This is a genomic window from Paenibacillus nasutitermitis (genome assembly GCF_014641075.1).
Taxonomy (GTDB): domain Bacteria; phylum Bacillota; class Bacilli; order Paenibacillales; family Paenibacillaceae; genus Paenibacillus_Z; species Paenibacillus_Z nasutitermitis.
The window spans coordinates 406,741-432,933 of sequence record NZ_BMHP01000003.1 but is presented as its reverse complement, the minus strand read 5'-3'; the positions used below and the strand labels follow the sequence as shown (position 1 = coordinate 432,933).

14 protein-coding genes are annotated in these 26,193 nt (G+C 51.0%); 10 read left to right on the top strand and 4 right to left on the bottom strand.

Translation table 11 applies throughout. The features are described from left to right. The first annotated feature begins 11 nt into the window (after positions 1-11). From IEY46_RS20975 to IEY46_RS20960, 4 genes are read left to right on the top strand one after another with little or no spacing between them, the layout of a single operon-like run. A complete protein-coding gene (locus tag IEY46_RS20975; RefSeq protein ID WP_188994680.1) occupies positions 12-983 on the top strand; it encodes an aldo/keto reductase in 972 nt (323 codons plus the stop codon). 41 nt (positions 984-1,024) lie between these two features. Next, complete coding sequence (locus IEY46_RS20970) at positions 1,025-1,837, top strand: SDR family NAD(P)-dependent oxidoreductase (RefSeq protein WP_188994678.1); 813 nt, start codon at positions 1,025-1,027, stop codon at positions 1,835-1,837. Next, positions 1,838-3,856 carry an alpha-galactosidase gene (locus IEY46_RS20965; RefSeq protein ID WP_188994676.1) on the top strand — a complete coding sequence of 673 codons (2,019 nt, stop codon included), beginning with the start codon at positions 1,838-1,840 and terminating at the stop codon, positions 3,854-3,856. A gap of 48 nt (positions 3,857-3,904) precedes the next feature. Further along, a complete protein-coding gene (locus tag IEY46_RS20960) occupies positions 3,905-8,764 on the top strand; it encodes a carbohydrate binding domain-containing protein (protein ID WP_188994675.1) in 4,860 nt (1,619 codons plus the stop codon). Positions 8,765-9,023: 259 nt separating this feature from the next. Here the strand turns inward: IEY46_RS20960 and IEY46_RS20955 are convergent, their stop codons facing one another. Further along, entirely contained in the window at positions 9,024-9,863 is an 840-nt protein-coding gene (locus tag IEY46_RS20955; RefSeq protein ID WP_188994673.1) for an AraC family transcriptional regulator, read from the bottom strand. A gap of 264 nt (positions 9,864-10,127) precedes the next feature. On the opposite strand from IEY46_RS20955, the gene IEY46_RS20950 reads away from it, so the two are divergent. Next, positions 10,128-13,250 carry a family 78 glycoside hydrolase catalytic domain gene (locus IEY46_RS20950; RefSeq protein ID WP_505813641.1) on the top strand — a complete coding sequence of 1,041 codons (3,123 nt, stop codon included), beginning with the start codon at positions 10,128-10,130 and terminating at the stop codon, positions 13,248-13,250. Beyond that, positions 13,199-15,367, top strand: a complete 2,169-nt coding sequence (locus tag IEY46_RS20945) for a family 78 glycoside hydrolase catalytic domain (RefSeq protein ID WP_188994669.1) — start codon at positions 13,199-13,201, stop codon at positions 15,365-15,367. Before IEY46_RS20950 ends, IEY46_RS20945 begins: the two co-directional genes overlap by 52 nt. A gap of 150 nt (positions 15,368-15,517) precedes the next feature. Here IEY46_RS20945 and IEY46_RS20940 read toward each other — a convergent pair whose 3' ends face one another. From IEY46_RS20940 to IEY46_RS20930, 3 genes are all read right to left on the bottom strand, one after another. Further along, on the bottom strand, positions 15,518-16,246 hold the full coding sequence (locus IEY46_RS20940) for a VOC family protein (protein WP_188994667.1): 729 nt from the start codon (positions 16,244-16,246) through the stop codon (positions 15,518-15,520). Between the two features lie 60 nt (positions 16,247-16,306). After that, complete coding sequence (locus tag IEY46_RS20935) at positions 16,307-17,239, bottom strand: sigma-70 family RNA polymerase sigma factor (RefSeq protein ID WP_188994665.1); 933 nt, start codon at positions 17,237-17,239, stop codon at positions 16,307-16,309. 218 nt (positions 17,240-17,457) lie between these two features. After that, positions 17,458-19,896 (bottom strand): DUF5722 domain-containing protein, encoded by a 2,439-nt coding sequence (locus IEY46_RS20930; protein ID WP_188994663.1) that lies wholly within the window; start codon positions 19,894-19,896, stop codon positions 17,458-17,460. 338 nt (positions 19,897-20,234) lie between these two features. Here IEY46_RS20930 and IEY46_RS20925 point away from each other — a divergent pair, with 338 nt between their 5' ends. The 4 genes from IEY46_RS20925 to IEY46_RS20910 are packed head-to-tail and all read left to right on the top strand — an operon-like array spanning position 20,235 to position 26,178. Continuing rightward, positions 20,235-21,368 (top strand): ABC transporter ATP-binding protein, encoded by a 1,134-nt coding sequence (locus IEY46_RS20925; protein ID WP_188994661.1) that lies wholly within the window; start codon positions 20,235-20,237, stop codon positions 21,366-21,368. Positions 21,369-21,382: 14 nt separating this feature from the next. Then, positions 21,383-24,370 (top strand): extracellular solute-binding protein, encoded by a 2,988-nt coding sequence (locus tag IEY46_RS20920; protein ID WP_188994659.1) that lies wholly within the window; start codon positions 21,383-21,385, stop codon positions 24,368-24,370. Further along, a complete protein-coding gene (locus IEY46_RS20915) occupies positions 24,357-25,319 on the top strand; it encodes a carbohydrate ABC transporter permease (RefSeq protein WP_188994657.1) in 963 nt (320 codons plus the stop codon). The genes IEY46_RS20920 and IEY46_RS20915 overlap by 14 nt, the downstream gene beginning before the upstream one ends. After that, positions 25,312-26,178: a carbohydrate ABC transporter permease gene (locus tag IEY46_RS20910; protein WP_188994655.1), complete on the top strand. Its 867-nt coding sequence runs from the start codon at positions 25,312-25,314 to the stop codon at positions 26,176-26,178. Before IEY46_RS20915 ends, IEY46_RS20910 begins: the two co-directional genes overlap by 8 nt. Positions 26,179-26,193: the final 15 nt, after the last annotated feature.

Genomic DNA, 26,193 nt, shown 5'->3' with positions numbered 1-26,193 from the left:
GGGGTATTTGAATGCAGCTGAAGCGGCATGTATTGCCAGGAACCGATTTGAAAGTATCTTCTTTCTGTTATGGTGTGATGAAGTTCGGCTCTGTCGTGAAGGGAAGCGAAATGCTTGAGCTGTATCGCCAGTATTGCGCAGCAGAAGGCAACTTCTTCGATACGGCACACAGCTATGCCTGCTGGATTAAAGATGGAGATGGTGCAAGTGAACGCGGCTTAGGCGAATGCTTGCGCAAATTCGGTAACCGCAGCGATGTTGTGATTTTGACTAAGGGAGGACACCCGCGTCAAGGCGATATTTATATCCGTCCCGACGATTGCATGACGATGGAAGTCATTTCTGCGGATATTACGGAGAGTCTGGACCGTTTGCAAATCGATAGCATTGACATCTACATGCTTCATCGTGACGATATCTTGCATCCTGTCAGCGAGATCATCGAGATGTTAAATGAGGAAATCAGGCGCGGCAGAATACGTTATATTGGGGCCAGCAATTGGTCTACCGAACGTTTGAGAGCGGCTAATACCTATGCAGCCGAGAAAGGATTGCAAGGTTTTGTCGTGTCTTCTCCACAGTGGAATTTGGCGCAGCCGAACCATTCTCCCATCGGCTGGGATGGTGAATATGACGCAACCGCACTGATGATGAAGGATGAAGACTTGGCATGGCATAAGGTAAGCAAGTTTCCGGTAATGCCATGGACACCATCGGCTTATGGCTATTTAGCTGGTTCTATGAGCAGCAATGCCCTTTCATTCGACAATTCTGTTAGTCAGGAGAGGCGCGTGCGTGCCAGGCAATTGGCGAGCGAATTGAGGTGCACGCCAAATCAGATCGCACTGGCCTTCTTGTTGGCGCATGATTTCCCGGTATTTCCCATCCTGGGTACGATGAATCTCGAGCATCTTAATGAGTCGCTTGGGGCTGATCAAATCAGTCTAACAGCAGAGCAGCGAGAATGGCTGTTAAGTGGATAAGATGAAATGGATTGGAACAGCTATGAGGAGGAGGCGTCCGTATGATCAGTCTTGGATTAGACGGTAAAATTGCGATTGTAACCGGTGGATCAGCGGGGATCGGCTTCGCTATCGCATCCGAATTGGCCGAGGCGGGGGTTGCTGTGGTACTAGCGGATGTGGCGGAGGAAGGTGCAGCTAAAGCGGAGATGCTGCGTGGGAGAGGAGCGAAGGCGCACTTCGTCCGAACGAATGTGGCGGTTTCGAACGATGTCGTAACGCTTGTCGATGAAGTAATGGCGTCCTTCGGAAGAATTGACATTCTGGTCAACAATGCAGGCATTTATCCGCGCGGTGGGCTGTTGGATACGTCTGAGGAAATGTGGGACAGAGTAATGGACATTAACCTCAAAAGCATGTTTCTGTGCAGTCAGGCAGTTGTTCCTCATATGAAGAAGCAGGGAAAGGGCTCCATCGTTAACCTGAGCTCCAGCCATGCATTCATCGGATTGCCTGAATTGTTAGCGTATTCGGTATCTAAGGGTGGAATTAGCACACTTACCCGCAATTTAGCTGGAGCACTTGCCAGAGACCGTATTCGCGTGAATGGGGTTAATCCGGGATGGGTTGCGACAGAGAAAGAATTAGCGGAGCGACAGGAAGCAGGCCAATCGCTGGAATGGTTGATCGAGCGTGGTAAAGAATTGCCCTTGGGGAGGATGCAGACCGGACAGGATGCGGCAAATGCTGTGCTGTTTCTGGTCAGTGACCTTGCTGACCAGGTCACAGGACAGATTATCCATGCAGATGGCGGCAAAGAAGTAGCGACGCTGTTCGACGATCGAAGTCTGGAAGTAAGGAAGGAGGTACTCTAATTGAGCAGCTTTGATTCGAACGGGGATTCACATAAATTGAGAGCTTGGGTGGATCGGCATTTGCAGCTGAGTAGCGGTGAGTGTGCAGAAGTGGCAACTGAGAGATTGCCATTCTCCTTTCAATATGGTGCTCTAGTGTCCGTGAAATATCTTGCCCGTCTTCCGGTTGAAACCAAGACTTCTGTTCAAGAGAGCAAGAAGCAGACGATTAAGACTTGGAAGGATAAACGTAGCGGTTTGGAAATTCGATATGAGGCAGTTGAGTACACCGATTACCCGGTCGTGGAGTGGACGGTGTATTTCCGTAATATCGGCGACAGTCTAACGGATGTCATACAAAACATACAAGGACTTGATACACTTTTCCTTAAGGATGCTGACGGAGACTTTGTACTTAATGGCCATAAAGGAGATTCGTGTGACACAGAAAGCTATGAGCCCTATTCCAACATCATGGGCGAATCCTTTGAAAAACGGTTCGCTCCCGGAAATGGCAAGTCGAGCGGTGGGGCCGATGGCTGGCCGTATTACAATGTGCAGATGCCTGGCGGCGGAGTAATCGTGGCCATAGGCTGGCCGGGACAGTGGACGAGTACCTTCACCCGCACTGGAGAGGACGGGCTGCACATCAGGGTTGGGCAGGCTCAGACACATCTGCGTCTGCAGCCGGGCGAGGAGATTCGTACCCCGCTCATCGCCATGCTCTTCTGGCAGGGCGACAATATTGTGAATTCGCAGAATGTGTGGCGCCGCTGGTTCTGGAACCATAACTCACCGCGTCCTCAAGGAATTCCGCCTGTGCCGCTTACGAGTATTCAATTGGGAAATTCGGAGCGCGGCTTATGGGAGGAAACGGATAAGTTCATGGCTGCGGGTATCCGTCCCAATATTGGCTGGAGGGATGCCAACTGGTACCCGACGGACGGTGGACCATTCAAGGACAATATGTCCTGGTTGAATACCGGAACCTGGGAACCGGATCCAGTCAAGTACCCGGACGGTTTCCGTGCATACAGCGACTGGGCGCGAGATCGAGGGATTCAATTTATGCTCTGGTTTGAACCTGAGCGGGTCGGCGATCCGGAATCCTATCTTGCCAAGCATCATCCGGAATGGCTGCTGGAGGGTCCGGAAAGCTGCGGCCCTATTCTGAATTTGGGAGATCCGCAGGCATGGAACTGGATAACTAACCATGTGGATGCGATGATCCGCAAAGAAGGCATCGACTGGTATAGGGAAGACATGAACGGTCCCGGTCCCCTTCCCGCATGGACGAACAATGATGGACCCGATCGTGTAGGTATGACAGAAAATCTGTATGTACAAGGCCATCTGGCATTCTGGGACGAATTGGTACGCCGGAATCCTGAGTTGCGCATAGATACGTGCGCTTCCGGTGGCAGGAGGAACGATCTGGAAACGATGCGACGGGCTGTGCCGCTGCTGCGCAGCGATTACCAATTTCCAGAAGACCGGTTTCCCGATCTGAATCAGTCCGATGTCCGTGAAGCGAATCAAGGCCACACCTATGGTCTGGCATCCTGGTTTCCTTATTATGGATCGGGGGCCTATGTGACGGATGAGTACGGTGTACGCAGCTTCTATATGCCTGCATTTGGTGTTATTCCGCAAGCAGGTTGGGAACAGGACAAGCAGGAAACACAAGCTGTTCGGCGGGCTTACGATGAGAATGTTCGGGTTGCCCCATTCATGCTCGGCGATTATTATCCGCTGACACCGTATAGTTTGAGCCAAATGGCTTGGATCGCCTGGCAGTTCGACAGACCGGAATCCGGGGATGGGATCATCCAGGCTTTTCGCCGCAGGATGTGTGTGGAAGAGAGTCTATTTGTTCGGTTATCCGGACTGGATCCTGCCGCTTATTATGATGTTGTTACAGTGGAAGGAAACGATCTGCTGCATGAGCGGGGAAGTGTTCTAATGGAACGGGGCATGGCTGTCAATATCCCCGATGCGCCAGGAGCTGCAATATTATTATATAGGGTAAATAACGCTTGATTCGAATGGACGCCGTTTACAATTGACTTGAAATGGAGAGATGTACTCATGTTAAAGAAGCGAATGATTGGTCTGATTCTAGCTATCTTTATGGTCATCAGCACGGTTTCTTCCATAACCTCGTTACAATATACAAATGCAGCGTCTCCAGCTAATAACATAGCTGAAAACGCTTCCTTTGAATTAGGCTCCGGGACAACACCGACGGGATGGTCATTGGGGGCGAACCATGGGCGTGCAAATGATAGGTCCCATGATGGGAGTTACTCCCTCAAGTCGACAGCGACAACGACGTCTGTCACGGCTCGCACGGTTATCGTACAACCGGATACGACATATAAATTGTCGGTGTGGATATACAAAACGAACAACAATGGTACTGCATATATAGATATGAATGATATTTCCGGTGAAGCGCAGACGGGGACGGGCGTCGGTTTGGGCGCAGGTCAGTGGTCTTACAGCGAAGCACTCTGGAGTAGCGGCAATGCGACCAGCATTACACTTCGAGCCGTAACGGATGCGAGTCCTACTGGAACCATCTGGTTTGATGATATTCGGCTGGTTCCCATTGCTTCAACGAACCTGATCGATAATGGATCTTTTGAATCAGGCTCCGGGACAGCGGCGACAGGCTGGACGCTGGGTACAGGGCATGAACGCAGCGATGACAGATCTTATGAAGGTGAATATTCACTTAAGTCGACAGCGACAAACACCTCGGTATCGAGTCGGACGGTTAGTGTTCAGCCCAACACGTCCTACACATTGTCTGCATGGATCTATAAAATGAACAATTCCGGAACCGCTTACATCGATATGGACAACCGGCCGTTTGAAGTGGAAATTGGAATGGGTGAGGGGCTGGGCGGAGGGGAGTGGAGCTATGTCGAGGCTCTCTGGTATAACGATACTGCGACGAGTATCACCTTAAGGGCAGTTGTAGATGGGAATCCAACCGCAGAGATCTGGTTCGATGACTTTGTACTTGTTCCATTGCCGTCAACAGCAAATAAAGTAGTTAATGGATCGTTTGAAATCGGCTCCGACGACGCGGCAGTGACCTGGACGCAAGGGTTGAACCACTCACGCAGCAACGATAGAGCCTATGAAGGGGAATACGCGCTGAAATCAACTGCGACAAGCACCTCAACGTCTAGCACTACGGTGATCGTTAAGCCAGACACGTTGTATAAGCTATCCGTGTGGATTTACAAAACAAATAATGATGGCAGTGCTTACATCGATATGAACGATATGAATGCCGAAGCTGAGATCGGAACCGGATCCGGCCAGGGAGGCATGCAGTGGAGTTACAGTGAGACGATTTGGAATAGCGGGGCACTTGAAAGTATTACGCTGCGTGCTGTGACCGATGACAATCCAACCGCTGCAATCTGGTTTGACGATATCCGTCTGGAGCCAATCACTGCTTCCAGCAGTTTGGTTGACAACGGTTCTTTTGAAATAGGCTCGGGAACGACAGCGACCGGCTGGATGCAGGTTGCAAGTCATGTTCGTACGAACGATAAGTCACACGATGGCAGCTATGCACTAAAGTCAGTTACTTCAGGCACGGCGGCTTCCGCCCAGACGATTCCGGTGGAGACGAATACAACGTATAAGCTGTCGGGTTGGATCTATAAGTCGAATGGCGATGATATTGCGTATCTTGATATGGATGATCAACCGGGTGAAGCACAGGTGGGAGTAGACGCAGGAGACGGGGAAGGCCAATGGGTCTATGTCGAAACGCTCTGGAACAGCGGCTCAACCGCTTCGATTGGTTTAAGGACCGTTAGTGTCACCAATTCGACCGACGCAATCTGGTTCGATGATATTCGCCTTAATCCGGTTTGGAAACTGCATACCGGGGATACGGATATGATGCTGGAGGTGTCGAATAACCGACCGGCTATCTCACAGTTGAAAAACACGGAGAAGAATTGGAACTGGACGCCGGCATCGACATCCCTGCCCCTGCTTGATCGAGTGGATGTCGGGGGAACGCCCGTCACACCGGATTGGCTATATCAAGATGCGGTCGTTGACACGTCTCAAGGTAAAAAGGTAACGCTGCGCTTCGTAAGCGACACTCCGAATCTTGAACTGAAATCGATCTGGTGGGCTCGTCCGGATTCGGGTCCAATCGAGCATTGGATGACCATCGAGAACAAGACGGGTGGAACGATTACCGTATATCAGCAAGAATCTCTGCAAATCGACGTTAAAGGCGACAGTAATCCAACGCTATGGCGCTTCCATAAGGAGAGCGGACAACCGGATGCAGCAGGCACATACAAGACGTTGTTGACTCATTCAGACAGCTTGTCAGCGTGGACGAATACAAATCAGGATTTCAATTCGAATGGATTTATTCCTCTTGTGTTTTTGGACGTAAATGCTGAGCATGGTTTGTATATTGGTTGGGAATGGCCGGAAGGCAGGATATTGACGGAAACCGCGGCTGCCGGCATACCAGCTGTTATTACGGTTAATGCTGGACTTAATAATGATTTCAAGACGGATATTCCGGAAGAAGGCTTCTATGAAATCCCTTCGGCTTATATTGGCGCCTATAACGGGGATGTGGATAACGGGAGCAATAAATTCAAAAGATGGTTTTTCAATAACAAGGCGCCTGAGAAGATGAGAACCGATACTCGAGAGCCGTATGCTCAAATGGCGGAACAATTGCTCGGGTTGAATTATGATTTGGCCAGTTGGGGCGTGGATTCTATCCAGTGGGATTACGGCTGGTGGCCGGGCAGTCCTTCTGGAGGCTGGAGAACGGGTGAAGGTGACTGGCGATTGGGTAATCCTCAATATTATGAGGGACTTGATGCTCGTGGTCTAACGACCTGGAGCGAATATGGGGAGTATCTGGAAAGTGCAGGGCTGGAATATACGAACTATTTCCTGCTGCACGACGGTTTATCCAGTGATCCGAACGCGCTCTCGTCTATCGGACCTAATGCGCATCCCGAATGGTTCTCAAACCGGCAAATTTCTGCGGGCAGAAGTGTCGATCTTGGGAACAGTGAAGCGGTAGATTTTATGAAACAACGATTGCTGGCCGTCATGAGCGAGAACAAAATTGATACGTATCGGAGCGATTTTGAACCTATTGTGAGAGCAAGCGATAAGACGAACAGACATCAATATTCGTCGGATGTTCAATACTGGAGCGCCAAAGGCTTCTATGAAATATTGGACTACATGTTCGAGAACTTGCCTGGCTTCCGTTACGAGAATAATAGCTCGGGAGGCAGCTTGAAAGATTATGCGACGATGAGTCGTTCCAATGTCGTTGTGTATAATGATACTGCTAATTATGAAGATGCTCGCAAAACATTTTATACGACTTCATATGGTATTCCTTCGGCTCAGTTAATATCGTATATTAATCCGGATCTATTCTCCAGTATACCGGGTGAAGATGATTACGGTTGGCGGAGCATTATTCTCGGTACGATGCACATAGCTAGTCCGGGTGCGGTCGGAGGTCATCTTCCATACAACGGGGATTACTATGCAGAGAAGTATTTCGGCATGTTTAGGGACAAGCTGAAACCGTTAGTACGGAATGCGGACCTATACCATATTTTACCGCGCCCTGATGGCACGCATTGGGACGGTATCCAGTATTTTGACCCGGCTGCAACAGGTGCAGGTGAGATCAAAGGGGTGACCTTCCTCTTCAAACCGGGCAATGCAGAAGGAAATACAAAGACAATTAAGTTCAGAGGACTGGATCCGCTGGAGAGCTATGCGGTGGAGTTCGAGGATCGCTCCGAGCAGAATACGATCAAAACGGGTGCTGAGCTCATGGCTGGACTTGAAGTAACCATTGCAGAAAATAGAGGTTCGGAAATGATATGGCTCAAAGATGACCCCGGGCTCTTTCAGAACAAAATTGTGCAAGGCACCAGCGGTACCGGCACAGCTGAGATTTCCGCTCCTGCAAGCGATTATACGCAGACGCCTGATTTTGCAAGTCGTTATACCCATTATTTCGATCAGCAGTTCAGCGATCAGCCACTGCAGCTGGCGGTCACTGCTCCTGGTATCGTAGCGAGCGGGGATTATACGGTATCCCAGAGTAATAACAGCGAACAACTGCCCAGCTTGAGTTATGGAGGTTCAGTTGAGATCTCGAATTCATATGGTTCTATGTCGATAGGAGATGCCGCCACATTAGGAACAACGGCGATATACAGTGGAAGCTCTTGTGTGATTGGCCCGACCTCCAATCTGGTCATCTACGGCGATGTTGTTTGCAATGGACCCATTCTGTTCAACGGGAACATTGACGGCTTGACTATTCACGGCAATGTGATCGCTGCAGGGGATATTACCTTTAACAGCAATGTAGACACATTCACGATTGAAGGGACGATGAGTTCCCAGGGCAGTATTACTTTCAAAGGGAGTAATGTGACTTCGGGTAACATTGAGGGAGATTTGATCGGACAGGGCATACGATTCAATGGTTTGAATACTCTTGTAGTATCAGGCAATGTGAGCAGTTCGCAGGATTTCATGCCTAGTAATGGAAATTATTCGGGCCTTCTAATCGGCGGATCTTTATATGTATCGGGTAATTCACAATTTTCGACCTTCAGTAAGGTAACCATACAGGGGTCCTATTTTGGAAAGGGTAACATTAATATGCAGGGTCAAATTTCCGGAAATGGCCTCCGGGTAGGACATTCTATGCTTTCCAATGGAACAATTGATTTCCAGGGGATTGGCGGACAGGTATACGTCGGAGAATATCTTGGAGCGTTATACCAATTGAATTTCAAGGGGAACATCTCTGGTGCCATGCATCTCGGTGGAATATTGGCGGGGAAGATCAACATTATGAATAATTATGCTCCGGCTAATATTTTTCTGGACAACTAGTGTGATCGGAAACAATCTTGAGCTTTTCATGTAAGAAGCATGTTGTGAGAAGAAGGGGGCTTGTCGCCCCCTTCTTACTCGATTACGACTCGAATCCCAATGATAGGCCCATAGGTGCCTGTACCTCATCGGCATGGGAATCAACATGGAAGGCAGCCCGGTTCATGGTCTCGTTCGCCCAGAGGGCGGTCACAACCCAATCATTTCACTGGCAGACGCAAGCTTATAGGCAGGCCTCGTATAGCTCATGTCCATTCGATCAAAGGACATGGGTTCTTTTCCATTCGGTCGGGCTCTCCCCGAATTTCTTCTTGAACATTCTGCTGAAGTAATGAATATTTGGAAATCCGACCGTTTCAGCGATTTCCTGTACGCTCATCGGAGTCGATTGCAGATAAGAAGTGGCCGCATCCATGCGCAGCTCGAACAGGTATTGCAGGGGAGTGAGAGTCGTCATTTCTTTGAAGAGACGTATGATGTAGGAAGGTGTATACCCGGAACGTTTGGCAAGATCGTCCAAGGTGATGCCTTGCATGTAATTGTCCTCCATATACCGGATCTGATCGTAGATGTAGCTCTGGGCGGACCATTTGTCCGGGAGAGCTTCTGCAGACAGCAGCTCCTGGGGACAGCGTTGTTTCTGCGCATAATAGTTGACCTGCAGCAGCAGTTTCTGGATATCGCACATCATGATGTGAAGGAAGGTATCGCCTTGTTTTTTGGGGAGGTCGTCAACGATGGCTCGTTGAATCGAGCCTAATGTCGCGCATAAGTCCTCGTTTTCGTTCAAACTCAAGGGATTTTGGCTTTGCGCCACGTTCCATGTATTCAGATTATCGATTCCCGGCACATAGTCCTTATCCTGGGGACGCAATTCAACAAACCAGCATTCCAGGAAGGGGGACACCTGTACGATCTGGTGCGGCGAAGAAGGCGGAAAAATAAAAAGAGCAGGCGCCTTGGCTTTGAATACGCTTCCAAGCCAATGCAGGTTCAATTCACCAACGAGTACGAATAACACTTCATGATAAGGGTGAATTCCTCCAATGACTTTACCTTTAGCATCGGAAACAAAATGGTTGTATTCACGAATGTACATGTTCATTCTCCCCTTCTGTAGTCTGTGAAGGTGTTCGCAGGATATAGAATCAGTATAATGCATTGTCGGCAAGAAGAGAAGTTGTCATGAATAATCCTGATGCGCAGTTTAATATTGTGCAAATTCATAAGCCATCGTCATATAGCAATTGACTTTAAGCTGTCGAATCTTTCCCACAAAAGGTAAATACAAAACAATGCCCTTCCCATAAACTGATTCAAGAAAGGAGTGAGTTGTCTGGGAACTTTGTTTAACATCGAAGAGATGACCTTGGATTACGGAAGGAATCCGATTGGGACGGATCACCCTCAGCCTGCATTTAGTTGGATGCTGCAAGCAGGGCAGGACACCCGCGGTTGCAAACAGTCGGCTTATCGGATCATTGTTTCGAATGAAGAGGATCACATTGTACATAACAGGGGGGATGTGTGGGATACGGGAAAGGTGTTATCATCCCAGTCCCAGCATTTGATCTACAACGGTTCCCCGCTTGCATCATGCACGCGTTATTATTGGAAAGTCAAAGTATGGGACCAGCACGGCGCGGAGAGTGAATGGAGTAAGCCGTCTCATTGGGAAACAGCTTTCCTGTCTGCCTCTGACTGGCAGGCTGATTGGATTACTGCGCCTTTCCTGCAAGATCCGGTTCCCGAGCCTGATCTTCTGAAGGGGGTTCCGGTGATTTGGGATATTCAAGAGCCGGAAATTCCGATAACGGATCCCATCCGGTATTTCCGGTTGAGATTCTCGGTCCAGGAGCAACGGCCGCGTGCGGCAAAATTGCAGATCTACGCTGTGGATTCCGTCTATATCTATGTAAATGGGCAGGATCAAGGCTTGTTTTTTCCCTATGCGCAAACCGTTACACTGGATATATTGGAGTGGACCCGACAGGGAGATAATGTCATCGCAGTCCGTTCCGACGGAGGGGATAAGGGCTTCATTGCCGTACTTTCCATTACTAGCCACCAGGGCATTGAACAGTTGTATACGACCGCTGACGAATGGAAAGTCTCCCACACTCCGGCAGAAGGGTGGCTGGATCCGGCGTACGACAGCGGCCATTGGCGGTCCCCGGTTGCAATCGGCCAGTTCGGAGAAGGGGAATGGAGCAGCTACAAAAGAATCTTGTATCCGGTCAATCGCGGCTACGGGCCCAATCCCGTATTCGGAACAACATTTCATGTGAAGGCCAGTCTGGCGCAGGCCAGATTATATATTTCTGCTCTTGGCATATATAGTTGCCGCTTGAACGGCGAGCCGGTAAGCGGGGATAAATTCGCGCCCGGCTGGACGGACTACCATACCCGCATTCCTTATCAAACCTACGATATCACCCCGCAGCTGTCAGCCGGTGACAATCGGTTGGAAGCGATCGTCGCTTCTGGCTGGTACGCGGGCTTAATCGGTATTTGCGGCCCTTATCAATACGGGGGGAGAACGGCATTGCGGGCACAGCTTCAACTTCATTATACAGACGGCTCGATGGAAGTTATATCGACGGATGAACAGTGGCAGGTGTCGGAAAGCGCTGTCCGGACGTCCGATATGCTGATGGGCGAATGTTATGATGCGCGCATGGAGGAGGCTTCGCCGCCATGGCAAGCTGCGATTCTTCTGGATAATCCGGCAGCCGGAGAGATGAAGGCAGCGGAAGGCCCGCCGATCAGGCATATGCGGAGCTTGCCGGTGAAATCGATAGCACATATTGACGGCTCCAAATACCTGGTGGATATGGGGCAGAACATGGTCGGCTGGGTTCGCCTGCGCATGACAGGTACACGCGGCGAGCATATCCGGTTGCGTTACGCGGAGCGGCTGGATGCGGGTGGGAAGCTGTATACCCTCAATCTTCGCTCAGCCAGGCAAACGGATCATTATACCCTTAAAGGGGGAGGCGAAGAAGTATTCGAGCCCATGTTTACCTACCACGGCTTTCAATATGTCGAGATTGAAGGTTATCCGGGAACGTTAACGGCGGACATGATCGAAGGCATCGTCATTCATTCCGCCTTGGAAGAAGTCGGGCAGATGAGCACCTCCAATCCCATGGTCAATCGCCTGCTCGAGAACATCCGTTGGAGCCAGCGCGGCAACTTCATCGGGGTTCCGCTCGATTGTCCGCAGCGGGATGAACGGCTGGGCTGGACGGGAGATGCCCACGCGTTCGCGCGAACGGCCACCTACAACATGAACAGCGCGGCTTTTTACCGGAAATGGCTGACGGACATCCGCGACGCGCAGCGCGAGGACGGCGCCTATCCGAATGTGGCTCCGGACGTCGTTAGTCTGGGGGCGGGATTTGTATTTTTCGGTGACGGAGGCGTTATTACGCCCTGGACGCTCTATAAAGCATATGGGGACAAAAGATATATTCTGGATAATTATGACGCGATGAAAAGCTGGATCGCATTCCTGAGAAGGGATTGCGACGAGCGGCTCCTTCGCCGGACCGAAACCTTCGGCGATCATCTTTCCTATGGCTCGGAAACGCCGAAGGCCGTCATCAATGCGGCTTTCTTTGCTTACAGCGTAAAATTGATGAGAGAAATGTCGGAGGAAATCGGGGAAACAGCAGATGCCGCCGAATATGGCAGGCTGTTCGAGCAGCTCAAGCGAACCTTCCAGGAGCATTTCGTCGCGGATGATGGGCGGATTGCCGGACATACGCAGACAGCCTATGTCCTCGGGTTGAAGGTGGGACTGCTGTCCGAGGAGAATATTCCGCGCGTCGTGCAATATTTGGTGGAAGATATTCGGCGCCACGACTGGCATATTACGACGGGATTCATGGGAGTCAGCTATATACTGGCGGTATTAACCGATTATGGGCAAGCGGATACGGCATTCCGGCTGCTGCTGCAAGACACGTTTCCATCCTGGCTGTATCCGGTTAAGAACGGTGCTACTACGATGTGGGAACGTTGGGACGGCTGGAATGAGGAGAAGGGATTTCAGGATCCGGAGATGAATTCCTTTAATCATTATGCTCTGGGATCCGTCGGCGAATGGCTGTACCGGTATTTGGCCGGAATTGATGTGGCAGAAGGATTGTACGGATTCCAGAAATTCATAATAAGGCCTATAATTGGTGGAGGATTCACGAATATCAATTGCCGGTATAAGTCGTTGTACGGATGGATCGAGAGCTCATGGGAGCATGCGGACGGCGTGCTGAACATGCTTGTGGAGGTGCCGGCCAACACGACAGCGGAAATTGCCGTTCCTGCCCGTGACAGCGCAAGCGTGACAATCGACGGAGAAAGCGCGACGACCGCTGACTGGTCGGCAGCTGACGGGAGCTGGACGCTGCTGCGCCAGGAGGAAGGCATCGTATGGCTGAGAGCCGGATCCGGGCGGTACAGGCTAAAGTCTACATTAGAATAGAGGCGTTAGAAATGGATGGAATAGACAAGAACCATAAGGCGACCTGGATCTGGTATCCGAATGATTATGAGCTATGGCTGCATGTTCAAGTGTCTATGAAGCGGCAGTTCCGGGGGTATATTTGTCCCCCCTTCTGGCGTATGGACACCGCTTATTCGAATGTCATGTTCCGCAAGAAGCTTAAGCTGGAGCGGCCGGAGAGTCTGACCTTGTCCGTGCAGGGCGCGTTTGTCGTTCATCTGGACGGAAGCATGCTTCCGATGCCATACGAACGGAAGCCAATCACCTCGGTGCTTATTCCCGCAGGCGAGCATGAACTGGTCGTTAAAGTGTTCATGGACACCGCAGTTCCCGCGCTCTATGCGGCAGGCGAGACAATAACATCGGATGGGACATGGGAAGTGACCTGTCATAACGGTCAATGGCTGAATGCGGGTTCAGACCGCTTCGATGATCCGGCCTCTCCTCCCGGGGCGTTCCCGTTTGCTTATGAGACCGTGCATCCTGTCCACGTAGCTAAAGCCAAGGGGACGGTACTTGTTGATTTCGGTCAAGAGACATTCGGTTATGTCACCTTCTTGGAGCTGAAGGGACGTGGCGTCATCCGCCTGTATTACGGCGAATCCATGGAAGAGGCTCTGGCTGGAGAAGAAGCCGAGACGTCAGACGAGCTGGAGATCGATTTTACAGAACCTCAATCCTTGACCACGCCAGTCACCCGTGCTTTCCGATATGTCCAGATTCGTGCAGATGAAGGGCTGACGTGGCAGAGCGTACAACATGAGTATGAGTATTTGCCGATGGAACGCCGCGGTTCATTCCGCTGCTCCGATGAACGCATCAACCGAATCTGGGAGGTGGCCGTTCGAACGCTTCAACTTACGACGATGGAATTCATGTACGACGGTATGAAACGGGATCGTTGGGTGTGGAGCGGCGATGCCTATCAGAGCTTCATGATGAACAATTACGTCTTCTTCGATCAGGCGGTCACGAGGCGGACCTTGGTCGCGCTGCGCGGCAAAGATCCCGTGAACATGCACATCAATACCATTATGGATTATACCTTCTACTGGTTTATCAGTTATCACGATTATTATCTCCATACAGGGGATCTCGCATTTATTTCTTCCTCCTATCCGAATATGCTGTCGTTGATGGAATTCTGTCTGAAGCGCCGCAATACGGATGGGATGATGGAAGGATATCCCGAGGATTGGGTGTTTATTGACTGGGCGGACATGGAGAAGCGCGGTGAAGTATGCGCCGAACAGCTGCTGTTCTGCCGCAGCCTGGAAATCATGGGGACGTTTGCGGGATTGCTTGGTGACGGCGGCAACGAACAGAAATTTACCGATCTGGCGCAGGAGCTGCGCAGCCGCATATTCGAACTGTTCTGGGACGAGGAGCGGGGCGCGTTCCTTCACGGCCGGCTGGACGGCAAGATAAACGATCGCATTCTGAAATATCCGAGTATGTTCGCTCTCAGACTTGGATATTTGAACAACGCGCAGTCTGAGCTTGTCGCGCGGAACGTTCTGCTTAATGAATCGGTGCAGAAAATCACAACGCCGTTCATGCGTTACTTTGAGTTGGAGGCGTTATGTGAAATCGGGCAGCAGACCCATGTTCTGCACGAGATGCGCGAATATTGGGGCGGCATGCTGGACCTGGGGGCGACAACGTTCTGGGAAGAGTATGATCCCGGTCAACCGGCGGAGCTGCAATATGATATGTACGGGGACAAATACCGCAAGAGCTTGTGTCACGCGTGGGGAGCCGCACCGCTGTATCTGCTCGGTAAATATTGGACGGGCGTCCGGCCGGAGGCGTCGGGGTATTCGCAGTACAGGGTCGAACCGTGCCTTGGCGGCCTCGAGTGGTTTGAAGGAACGGTTCCTACACAGGACGGTGAAATTAAAGTGTTCATGGATCGGTCGCGCATCGCCGTCTTCACGAATGCTGTCGGTGTCGGCACTCTGAGGTTCAAGAGTGAAACGTATCCGGAAACGAATGAAGGAGAGATCCGGCAGATTGGCAGCGGCGAGTACGAATTGGAGCTTGTCCGTCCTGCCTTCGCGTATGAGGTGAGGATAAAGCATCCCATATCCGAATAAACAAGCAAGCCCCGAAGCGGATTTTATATTCCGCTCGGGGCTGTTTTTTTTGTTCGACTAGATCTGAAAGGATAAAGTTAACAAAAACGGCTGCCGAAGCAACCGATTATCCACTCTTGTATCTATATGCTATCGTTCTCATCGCCTTTACTATTCTCGATACACAATACGCAACGGTCGATCCGGATACTCGCGGTTAAGCTTCTCGAACGTTTCAACCAGTTGTTGCAATCCTTCTCTGTCCGACTGGCGCAGTTCACTACAACCAATAATCTGGATACGCCGTGACACATCCCGCGATCCTTCACGCACTCTGGCTATGAATCCGCTCAATTCACCGTGAAAGTAGCAATTGACGAAACCGAATCTCTCCTCCAATCTTGTAGCCGCTGGCACTTCGGCTTTGCGCCAGACCATCGTCTGTAATTCCCACGCTGTAAATTTGTTGCCGTCCGGATCATAAAAGTAAAAGCCTATTCCACACCCGTCATTATCCCGCAGTTCTTCAAGCTTCACCTCGCCGCTTTCCAGCAGCTTTTGGTGCAGGTCGACGATATTGTCGACTTCGAAAGACAGCATTGACATTTGAAAGTTGGGCCCCGACCAAACATCAGTCTGGAACGTCATCCGGGATCCTTTTTCCGCTCGTAAAATAAATAATTCCATTCCGTTTCCAAGTTCGAGGGATTCCCCGTTCGTATCCTTCTTTACTTCTTTCGGATGACGCAAACCAAAATGTCGTTCAAACCATTTGATCGTCAGATAAGGATCGGAAGCCGGAACGTAAATGCAGTTTACTCGTTTCAGCACAGGTACCGATGGAGGTACGACTTCATTTGCCGTTAACTCGGCGAACTCCTCAATTGCTCGATTTACCATTGCCTCATCTCCTCAAAAATTCATTTCAATAAACAAGACGAAGAAAACGCCATTATCCTGTCAAACAATCTTTTGGATCAATGAAAATATATGACCGTCCGGGTCCACAAACTTGCTAAGTAATCGCTTCCCGCTCCGTTCAACCATTTCGACGCTCACACCTTTTTGCCGGAGTCGGGCCACGAGAGATGCCAGATCATCCACTTCGAAGCTTAGCAACTCGAATGGTTTCGGATAACCACTGCTCGCTCCGATCGATTTCAATAAGAAAATTTCCATCCCTGAACCGATAGGGAGCGATACGCCGCTGCAGCCCGGTTCCGGTGCCGAACCGGATGAAAGGCCGAAATGCTCGTTATACCACATCGCCGACGAGAAAGGATCGGCGACCGGCAAGTAGAAGCAATTGAGCTGCCTAAACAACAAGGTCGTAACCTGGATACGAAATGCTTCATCCAACTGTCTTGCGGCCAGCGTCTCCCGGGCGAAATCAAACAGCTCTTGCTTAAGAACGGCCTTCGCTCGCCGCAATCGGCTTTCCACCGCACTTGTCGTGGCGCCTACCAACCTGTGGATCTCCGATGCGGACATACCACCAATTAGATGCAAAATTGCCGTCTCGCGGTATAGCTCATTAAGCTTGTTCAAAGCAAGCCATACTTTTTCGCTCTGCTCGTTACTTTCCACGATATCTTCTATGGCATGCGGATCCTCAAGTTCAGGCGAAAGTTCGAGCTCAACCGGGAACCGCCGTCTCTTTCTTTTAAAGCCGAACGCAGTGCGGCGGGTGATGGTATATAGCCAAGTGGCAAACTTCTCAGTATTTTGTAAATCGGGAAGCCCGAGATATCCTTTAATCAGCGCTTCCTGTGCAATATCCTGCGCTAAATGGAAGTCACCGGTAATATGAAAGCCTATAGCATACAACGCGTTCATATAGCGTCCAATCAGCTCTGCATAAGCCACGCCTTCCCCTTGCAGTGCTTGTTCCACCAGTTGCCCGTCCGTCTTCACCTCACTAAAGCCTCCAATTGTATTTTTAAAGATTCTCCGCTTGTTCGCTTAAATTTCCAAATTTTATAATTATTATATATGTAGCGGCTTGTTGCCGCCAGCCTTTGGTGGCTTTTTTCATCCATTTTAAGAGGAGCGATTCATATGCGCGAGTAGCGCTGTATTGAAGGCGGTGAAGCCGGATCTCCTTGGTCCAGTCAATTGGCGGCGAACGCAACGGAGTCGATCAGCAGCTGCCCGGCCCAATTTCTCGTGCTGTCTCCGGCCGCCCAAATTTTGATTCTGTCAATGGCATGCCGGTTGTCCCAATCGCTTAAGTCCAGGGCAAGTGACACCCAGCCCTGAGCGGGATCGATTAAGGCCGTGCCCGCGGCCCACTCCTTCCCGCTGAATGCCTTAACGCGGATATGGTAAGACTCTTCGTTCGAGTAGCCCGTCAGCTTTACGCTCAGTTTCAGGATCGGGGCGGGCGATGCATTGTACGGGCTAGAGAATCGCTTCTGCACGCCGCGCCATTTCTTGGAGGTAGCGGAGAATTCGGCTTGAAGCGTCCCTTCCCCGCTGTGCGCCTCATCATCCGGAATATAGATATGATTCGCATGATCGGCCCGTTCCCAGCCCTCCGTGTCCATTGCGCCCGCGTAATCCGATACAATGCGAAGGGGAACCGAAGCGGGAATCGGCCGTGCCTCTAATGCGCTTGGATCGAAGCCCGGTATGGCCTCGTTCCAATCGGAAATGCCGATAAGGGGTTTGGCGAATTCGGTCAGCTCCAGGGAGCGGTCCGTATCGATATATTGGAACACATCATAGATGTATTTGCGGTTCAGCGGAACGAATCCCTCGGAAGTGGCAGGATCTTGTGTCCATAAGCCCATATGCAAGCCGAAGAATGGAACATCAATATGCGAGAACATGATGAACAAGTCGATCTCGGGCAGGAATTGAGCCTTGTAATAGCTGTAAGCATAAGCGGCTGCTTGTATTCTTTCCGTCTCCAGGGAGTCGTCAGCCGTGTGGAAGCCTTGCTCGGACAGAATGATTCTACGCCGTTCATGGCCGCAGAGCAGTTCGGCTCGTCCCATATAATCGACCAGCACGTGAAGATTTTTAAAGGTGATATGCGGTGTATCCCAGTGATCGAGAGCCTGCTCGTCGTTCCACGTGTCCAAATTTAGGAAATCTTCCGGATAAGCATGAAAGGCGACATGCCAAGGATAATCGCCATGTTTCTTGGACTGCGCATTCACAAGGTCGACGATATCGCGGCCGCGGTAGTATTTTTTTGGATCAAATTTATGGGGCTTCATCCAGTTGTTTGTCAGTGAAAGGAACACCCGCGCCTGGTCGTAATATTTGCGGGATACCAGATAGAAGAGGCGCAGAGCTTGTTCATAGTGGTCGACGAATTGATGAACAGATTTCTCCCCCATATTCTGCCAATCCCACTGGGCGTCGATTTCATTGCCCACGATATAATTGACGACGCGTCCGTACTTCTGATCCTCCCTGGTGTAACGGGCGAACAGAAACTCGGTGGCCGCTTTTATATAACGAAACCCTTCCCCGGTCACAACATTAAATCCGTGAACGCCCAACCCCTCGATTCTTGCAGCTTCGGGATGGATCATGATTTCGGTGATGCGGTGGTGGTCCTTGATCAGAATCAGCACGATGGTAATCAGGACGCCATTATCGGATAACAGCTTGATTTTATGGTCCATCGTTTCGTAGTACGTTTTATTAAAATAATAGGTTTGGCCTTCTAATTCGAATGGAATCGCATCGAGTCTGTTCGTGTCGTCGGGGTTCAGCATCGATTCATTAACGGTAAAATTGATCAGCGCATGGGAAATGCCGAGCTCCTCGGCATCGTCCGTCATCTCCACATTGACTCCCTTCTTGCTCTGCGCGACCGGATAGGGGAAATGATTCACGGAATCAAAATCCATATGCGTTGCATATTTCGCATGATCGACAAGCTGTCCGGGTCCAGAAGCAGCCCCGTCCTGAAGCGCAACGGCGAACTTGGAGTAGTAGCGATCATGATGCCCGTCAAATCGATCGACGACGAACGCGAAGCTGTGCTCCGCAGCAGGCGTTACAGCCAAGGGCGTTGTTAACATGGCCGGATTGGATTCATGCTGATAAGAGGCCAACTCGTACAGAGACAGCGTCTTGCCTTGGAGTTCGATACCGCTTGTGACGATCCCGTTGACCGTAATTGAATCGGTGGAGACATGAACACTTGTAACTTCGCCGATCGGATGTACAGGCGCATGGTCGACTTTGGAGAAAGCCACCTCTTCAATAAGCAGGGAGCTTTCGCCGCCGGAGGCGTCCTCCGATCTGATCTGTAAAGTCGTAATGACGCCGTTCCAGCCCGCAGTATCTGCCAGGCAGATTTCATATCCGGCAGTCTCCGGATGGTTCGGATGCAATGGGATAGCCATCGATTTGTCTTCATTAAAGTGATGATCCGTTTCCGTTGTCCAGCAGAGCAGTGCACTTGAGCATGCCGATGCGTTCCTGATTCTGACGGTTACGAGGTTATGGTCATCGGCATTCAGATTCAGATTCCAGAGCGTTAAGCGCTCTTTCAGGGTTTTGCTGATCCGTCCGTCATTTTCATTCACTTGTTAGAGACCCTCCCGGTATTCTGATTTATTACATCTATTAGACTGCCTTTCCATTGTATGCCAACTGGAAATGGTTGTATTTATCATATCTATCGAAGTTTGCCGGTGCGGCCCTGTGCATAATGGGAAGGAATAAATCCGGATTTGCACAATAATGAACTGATGAACGATGCCCTGGACGTCCCCAGTCCAATATAGTATAAATCAGCTCCTTTTCTTTCAGTTGAACAGCGTTTAATTCCGGCTTTATTTTAATACATAAGGTAAATACTTTCCGAAGACCTTGTGATAGAATCCAATATATGGATAAATTAAGTCGAAAGGAGCATGGATTTATGGCCCGGATTTTGCTCAATCATATTTACAAGAGTTATGGCAAAGAGAAGGATACGGTCGTAAAAGACTTTCATCTCCAGATTGAGGATCGCGAGTTTATCGTGTTTGTCGGTCCTTCCGGATGCGGTAAATCGACCACGCTGCGGATGATTGCAGGTCTTGAGGACATTAGCGAGGGCCAGATTTATATAAACGATCAGATCATGAATGATTTGCCCCCAAAGGACAGGGATATTGCGATGGTGTTTCAGAATTATGCGCTGTATCCTAACATGACGGTATACGAGAATATTGCATTCGGTCTCCGATTGCGGAAAATGCCCAAGCATGAAATCGAGCTGCAGGTGCATAAGGCGGCGAGGGTGCTGGAGATCGAGGCTTTCCTCGACCGCAAGCCGAAGCAGCTGTCCGGAGGCCAACGGCAGCGTGTGGCGCTTGGACGCGCCATCGTCCGGAACCCGCAAGTGTTCTTAATGGATGAACCGTTATCCAATTTGGATGCCAAGCTCAGGGTCCAGATGCGGACGGAAATCATCCGCTTGCACAAATCGCTGGGTGTCACGACAATCTATGTCACCCATGATCAGACCGAGGCGATGACGATGGGCAGCCGCATCGTCGTGATGAAGGACGGGGTGATTCAACAGGTGGATACGCCGGAAAACATCTATAATGTACCGGCAAATATATTCGTCGCGGGCTTTATCGGTTCGCCTCCGATTAACTTTGTAACAGGCAAAATCGAAGAGAGCGGAGAGCATATCGCCTTTCAGACGAAGCGATTCTCGCTGCGAATTCCGCAAGGACATCCGCAGAATGCCAAGCTGAAAAATCTGGTTAACCGGGAAGTCACCTTAGGTGTCCGGCCTGAGAACGTCAGCGTAGAGCGGATCGTCCTCGAAGGCTATCCTGATGCCTCCTTCCGCGGCATCTATCGTCTGGATGAGCTGATGGGAGCGGACCGCTTCATCTATATGGATATCGGAACAAATACAGATCTTATTGCCCGGGTGAATCCACGCCATACCTTCAACGAGAATGAGCAGGTGGAGCTGGCGATGGATATGCATAAGGTCATGTTTTTTAACAGCGCAACCGGACAACGAATTGAATCCGGCGTGGACGTTTGCTAAAAGGTGGTGTCGGGATGTCAGACAAAGGATTGAAACGAAATCGTACAGCGCTGATTTGGCTGGCTGGCGGAATTATATGCCTGTTGATTTTCTTTGGCGTAAGTGGGCTAAACAAGCGTTCTTCCGCAGACGTCGCAAGCCGGGCTATAGGGCCGGTAACGGATGGAATTCCAGTGGCGGAGGTTTCCGAGCAGCAGAAAACCTATTACAGCTATGTTCTGGGTGAGTGGCGCAAGCAGGGATTCACGGATGCGATGCAAACGATAACCGTTCCCGGAGGACAAATCAGCAACCAATCCGAGGGTGCGGATACGACGGTTGGCCCTTACAAGGGCATGAATCAGGCATTGATCTGGAACAATGATAGCACCAACTGGGTCGAGTATGACATCGAAGTGGAGCAAGCCGGATTGTATGAATTGGAGCTCGAGTACCATGCCAATGAAGCGGAAGATAAGGATGACCGTCTCCATTCGGCCGTGCTTGCCGTGAGCATCGACGGCGATTTTCCGTTCCGTGAGGCGCGGGCGGTGGAGCTTCCGTGGAAATTCCGGGACCAGCTTCCGCTTCGGACGAATGCGGACGGCAATCAATTGCAGCCTGGCCAGGTCGGAGTCGAAGAGTGGCAGCGGGTGCCGTTTCAGGATGCGGAAGGCAGATACGCCGTGCCGTTCAGATGGCATTTGACGGAGGGTGCGCACACCATCAGGCTTCAAGGCGTCGATTCGATGATCATCGGAAAGTTACGGCTGCAGCCACCAACCCAAATAGCTGCCTATAAGGATGTTGCGGCGGGGTACCCGAAGACGCCGTCTCCCGCTCGGGACATTATTGAGATCGAAGCGGAGCAGCTGCTGGAGAAAAATGCGATGGCGATCCAGATACAATCGGAGCGGGATGCACTGATGAGCCCGCCGGCAAAGGGAAAGAACATTTTTAACGCGGTCGGGGGATATGCATTGGAAGAAGGTAGACAGACCGTCGTTTGGAAATTCAAGGTACCCAGGAGCGGCATCTATCAAATCGTACTGCGTGCCTATCAAGGCTATACGGCTAGTCAGGCCTCTTTCCGTACGGTATATATCGACGGCAAGGTTCCGTTCGAGGAGCTGCTTGCCTACCGGGTTCCCTATGCGGACGAGTGGGCCAGGACGGCGCTGGAATCCAGTCCGGATCAGCCGTACCCCTTTTATCTGGAAGCAGGAGAACACACGCTGGCATTGGAGGCGACCATTGCCCCGCTTCATGAAGCACTGGTCCTGCAGGAAGATATTTTGCGCAAGCTCAATGAGGTTTCTTATGATTTGAATGCACTTGTAGGGGGTGTCGTAGACCGGAACCGGACCTGGGATATTAAGAATGGATTTCCCGAGCTGTTGAGCGCCTTGCAATCCGTCTCCGGCCAAATGCGGATGATGGCTGACGAACTGCTTGCAGCCAATGGCGGCCAAACGAACGAAAACGTACAAAACGTGAGAACTTCCATCAAGAATATGGAAAGCCTGCTGAAATATCCGAACGAGATTCCCCACAAGCTGGATCAGCTGGGCAATATTCGGGAGAAGGTTGCCTCAGCACAGCGTTCGATGCTGTCTTCGCCGCTGCTGATCGACAAAATTTATATTGCGCCGCTGGATGCGCAGCTGCCCCGCATGAAGGCGAACTTCTTCGAGAAGGCGCGAACAACGACCGCAAGGTTTCTCGGATCCTTCGCATCCGGCAATCGGATTTCCCAAGTTGGCGACGGAGTCGTGGACGTCTGGATGCAGTATGGCCGGGATAATGTTAGCGTGCTCCAGGAAATGGCGGATGAATCATTCACGCCGATGACCGGCATTAAGGTCAAGATCAACCAGCTGGCCAAAGAAGAAGTGCTGGTCATGGCTAACGCAGCCGGAAATGTGCCGGATGCGGCTCTGGGCATTACATCGGCGCAGCCGATTCAAATGGCGCTGCGCGGAGCTGCTGCAGATTTGTCCAAGTTCGCGGGCTTCGATGAACTGGTGCAGTCTTTCGCCCCAGGGTCCATGCAGCCCTATTATTATGATGGAGGTTATTATGCTTTCCCGGAGACGCTGAACTTCAAGATGCTTTATTACCGCAAGGATATTTTGCAGCGGCTGGGTGCCGAGGTGCCCGAGACCTGGCAGGATGTTATACGACTGCTGCCGACTCTCCAGCAAAGCAATTACAATTTTTTCGTACCGCACGAATATGAGTCCTTTGCCTTCCAATACGGCGCCGAATTCTGGAGACAAGGCCGTCTTGAATCGGCTTTGGAGTCTCCTGCAGGTTTGCAAAGCTTTAAGTTAATGACGGATCTGTACCGCAAGTATGGGATTGAGAAGCAGGTATCCAGCTTCTATCAGCATTTCCGGGACGGGACGATTCCTGTCGGCGTATCGGATTTCCAGACGTATCTGCAGTTATCGATAGGTGCTCCCGAATTGATCGGAATGTGGGATGTCGCTCCGGTGCCGGGCGTGCGGCAGGAGGATGGGCAGATCGTCCGCTGGTCGGGAGGCGCTCAATTATCGGCACTGATCATGAAGGACTCGGCGGACAAGGAGGAAGCCTGGAAGTTCCTGCAATGGTGGTTGTCCGCGGATACTCAAGCACAGTTCGGCATGAGAATGGAAAGCTATTACGGGCCGGCCTTCCGCTGGAATACGGCTAATGCCGAGGGATTCGCCCGTCTCCCCTGGCGTAAGGAGGAATTGGATGCATTTCTGGAGCAGTGGCAATGGTATACAACCATGATGCATGTGCCAGGTTCCTACTTTGTCGAGCGCGAGATGAATAATGCATGGAACCGGGCGGTTGTCGGAGGCGTGAACGACCGCGAGTCGTTCCGGATGGCCATTGATAATATTAACCGCGAGGTCAGGCGGAAATCGATAGAGTTCGGGTTGATGGATGAGCAGGGCAAAGTGATTCATTCCATTAAACTCCCACAAATTTCAAAACCATGGAAAGAGGTGTTGGACTATGGCGGCAAGTGAGCTGGTTCTGCACAAACGGAAACAGAGGATCGGCGTCGGCAGAGGCGGCTTGCTCCACCAAATCTGGCAAGCGCGGGTGTCCTATTTGTTGATTGCTCCGTTTGTCGTGGTGTTTGCCGTCTTTATCCTGGTTCCGATTATCTCGGCATTCGGCCTTAGCTTCACTTCCTTCAACGGGGTGGAATCGCCTGAATTCATTGGCTGGGGCAATTTTAAATATTTGCTTTCGCAAGATCAGATATTTCTGCAGCATGTGCTGCCAAATACGATTAAATTCGCTGTCATTGTCGGTCCCGGCGGATACGTGCTGGCCTTCATGCTGGCTTGGGTCATCGCCCAACTGCCAGGCCGCATGAGGATCTGGTTCGCGATGGTTTTCTATGCTCCGTCGCTTGCAGGCGCCGTCGTGCTGCAGCTGGTCTGGCAGCCGCTGCTCACTGGCGACCGCATCGGCTACCTGAACCATTATTTGCTTCAGCTCGGGATCATCAGCGAGCCCCGGCTATGGGTGCTTGATCCGGCCTACTTGATGAATGCCATGATTGTCGTCACCTTGTGGTCCAGCATGGGGATCGGTTTCCTGGCGATGATGGCGGGTATTCTGAATGTCGATCGGACGATGTACGAAGCCGCCAGAATTGACGGCGTCAAAAGCAGGCTGCAAGAGATATGGTACATTACCATCCCGATCATGAAGCCGCAAATGCTGTTCGCTGCTGTTATGGCGATTGTAGGCGCTTTCAAGGGTGGGGAGATCGGCGCTCTGCTATCCGGTCAGAATCCGACACCCGAATACGCGGGTCATTTGTTTCAAAGCCATATTCATGACCATGGGCTTATTCGGTTTGAAATGGGTTATGCCTCGGCGCTATCCGTGTTTCTGCTGGTCATCATTTACTTGTTCAACAAGCTGAGCTGGCGGTTATTCGGCGCGAAGGAGGATGAGTAGGTTGCTGCATCGCATGATCCGCATGGATAGAACGCAAGTGGTAATCACCTTGCTGCTTGTCGTGTTTGGCGTTTTTATGGTACTGCCGCTTTTGTTTATATTCAATAACGCATTCAAGCCCAGATCAGAGTTGTTCATTTTCCCGCCAACCTTATTCGTCCGCGAACCGACATGGGCCAATTTTGCGGCTCTGTCCAGAATCACGGAGGATTCGATCGTTCCGTTCTCCAGATATCTATTCAACAGTATCGCCGTATCGGTGTCAGGGACGCTGGCGGTGCTGTTGATCAGCGCCTTGTGCGCATACGCCCTGTCCAAACACAGCTTCCCCGGCCGAAACCTGCTCTTTGCCGCGATCATTCTGTCTTTGATGTTCGTACAGGAGGCCGTTCAGATTCCGACCTATATTCTGGTCTCCGAGCTTGGCATGATGAACTCTTATTGGGCGCATCTCCTGCCGCATATTGCTTCCCCTGTAGGGGTTTTTCTCATGAAGCAATTCATCGACCAGATTCCGAACGAGCTGATCGAAGCGGGCAAGATCGATGGGGCCCGGGAATTTTCGATCATTATGCGGATCGTTCTTCCTGTGGCGATGCCCGCTGTGGCAACCTCGGCTATTCTTCAATTTCAAACGATTTGGGGAGACCCGAACACCTCGATCCTGTTTATGCAGGACGATACCATGAAGACGCTGCCCTATTTCATGTCCACGCTTATCAGCGCGTCTGCCAACAGCGTAGCCAGACAAGGAGCGGCCGCGGCGGCCGTACTGATCTTATTCGTGCCTACGCTGCTCATTTTCCTTGTATTCCAACGCAAGGTAATTGCGACTATGGCGCATTCCGGTCTCAAATAAAGAAAGAAAGGAGGG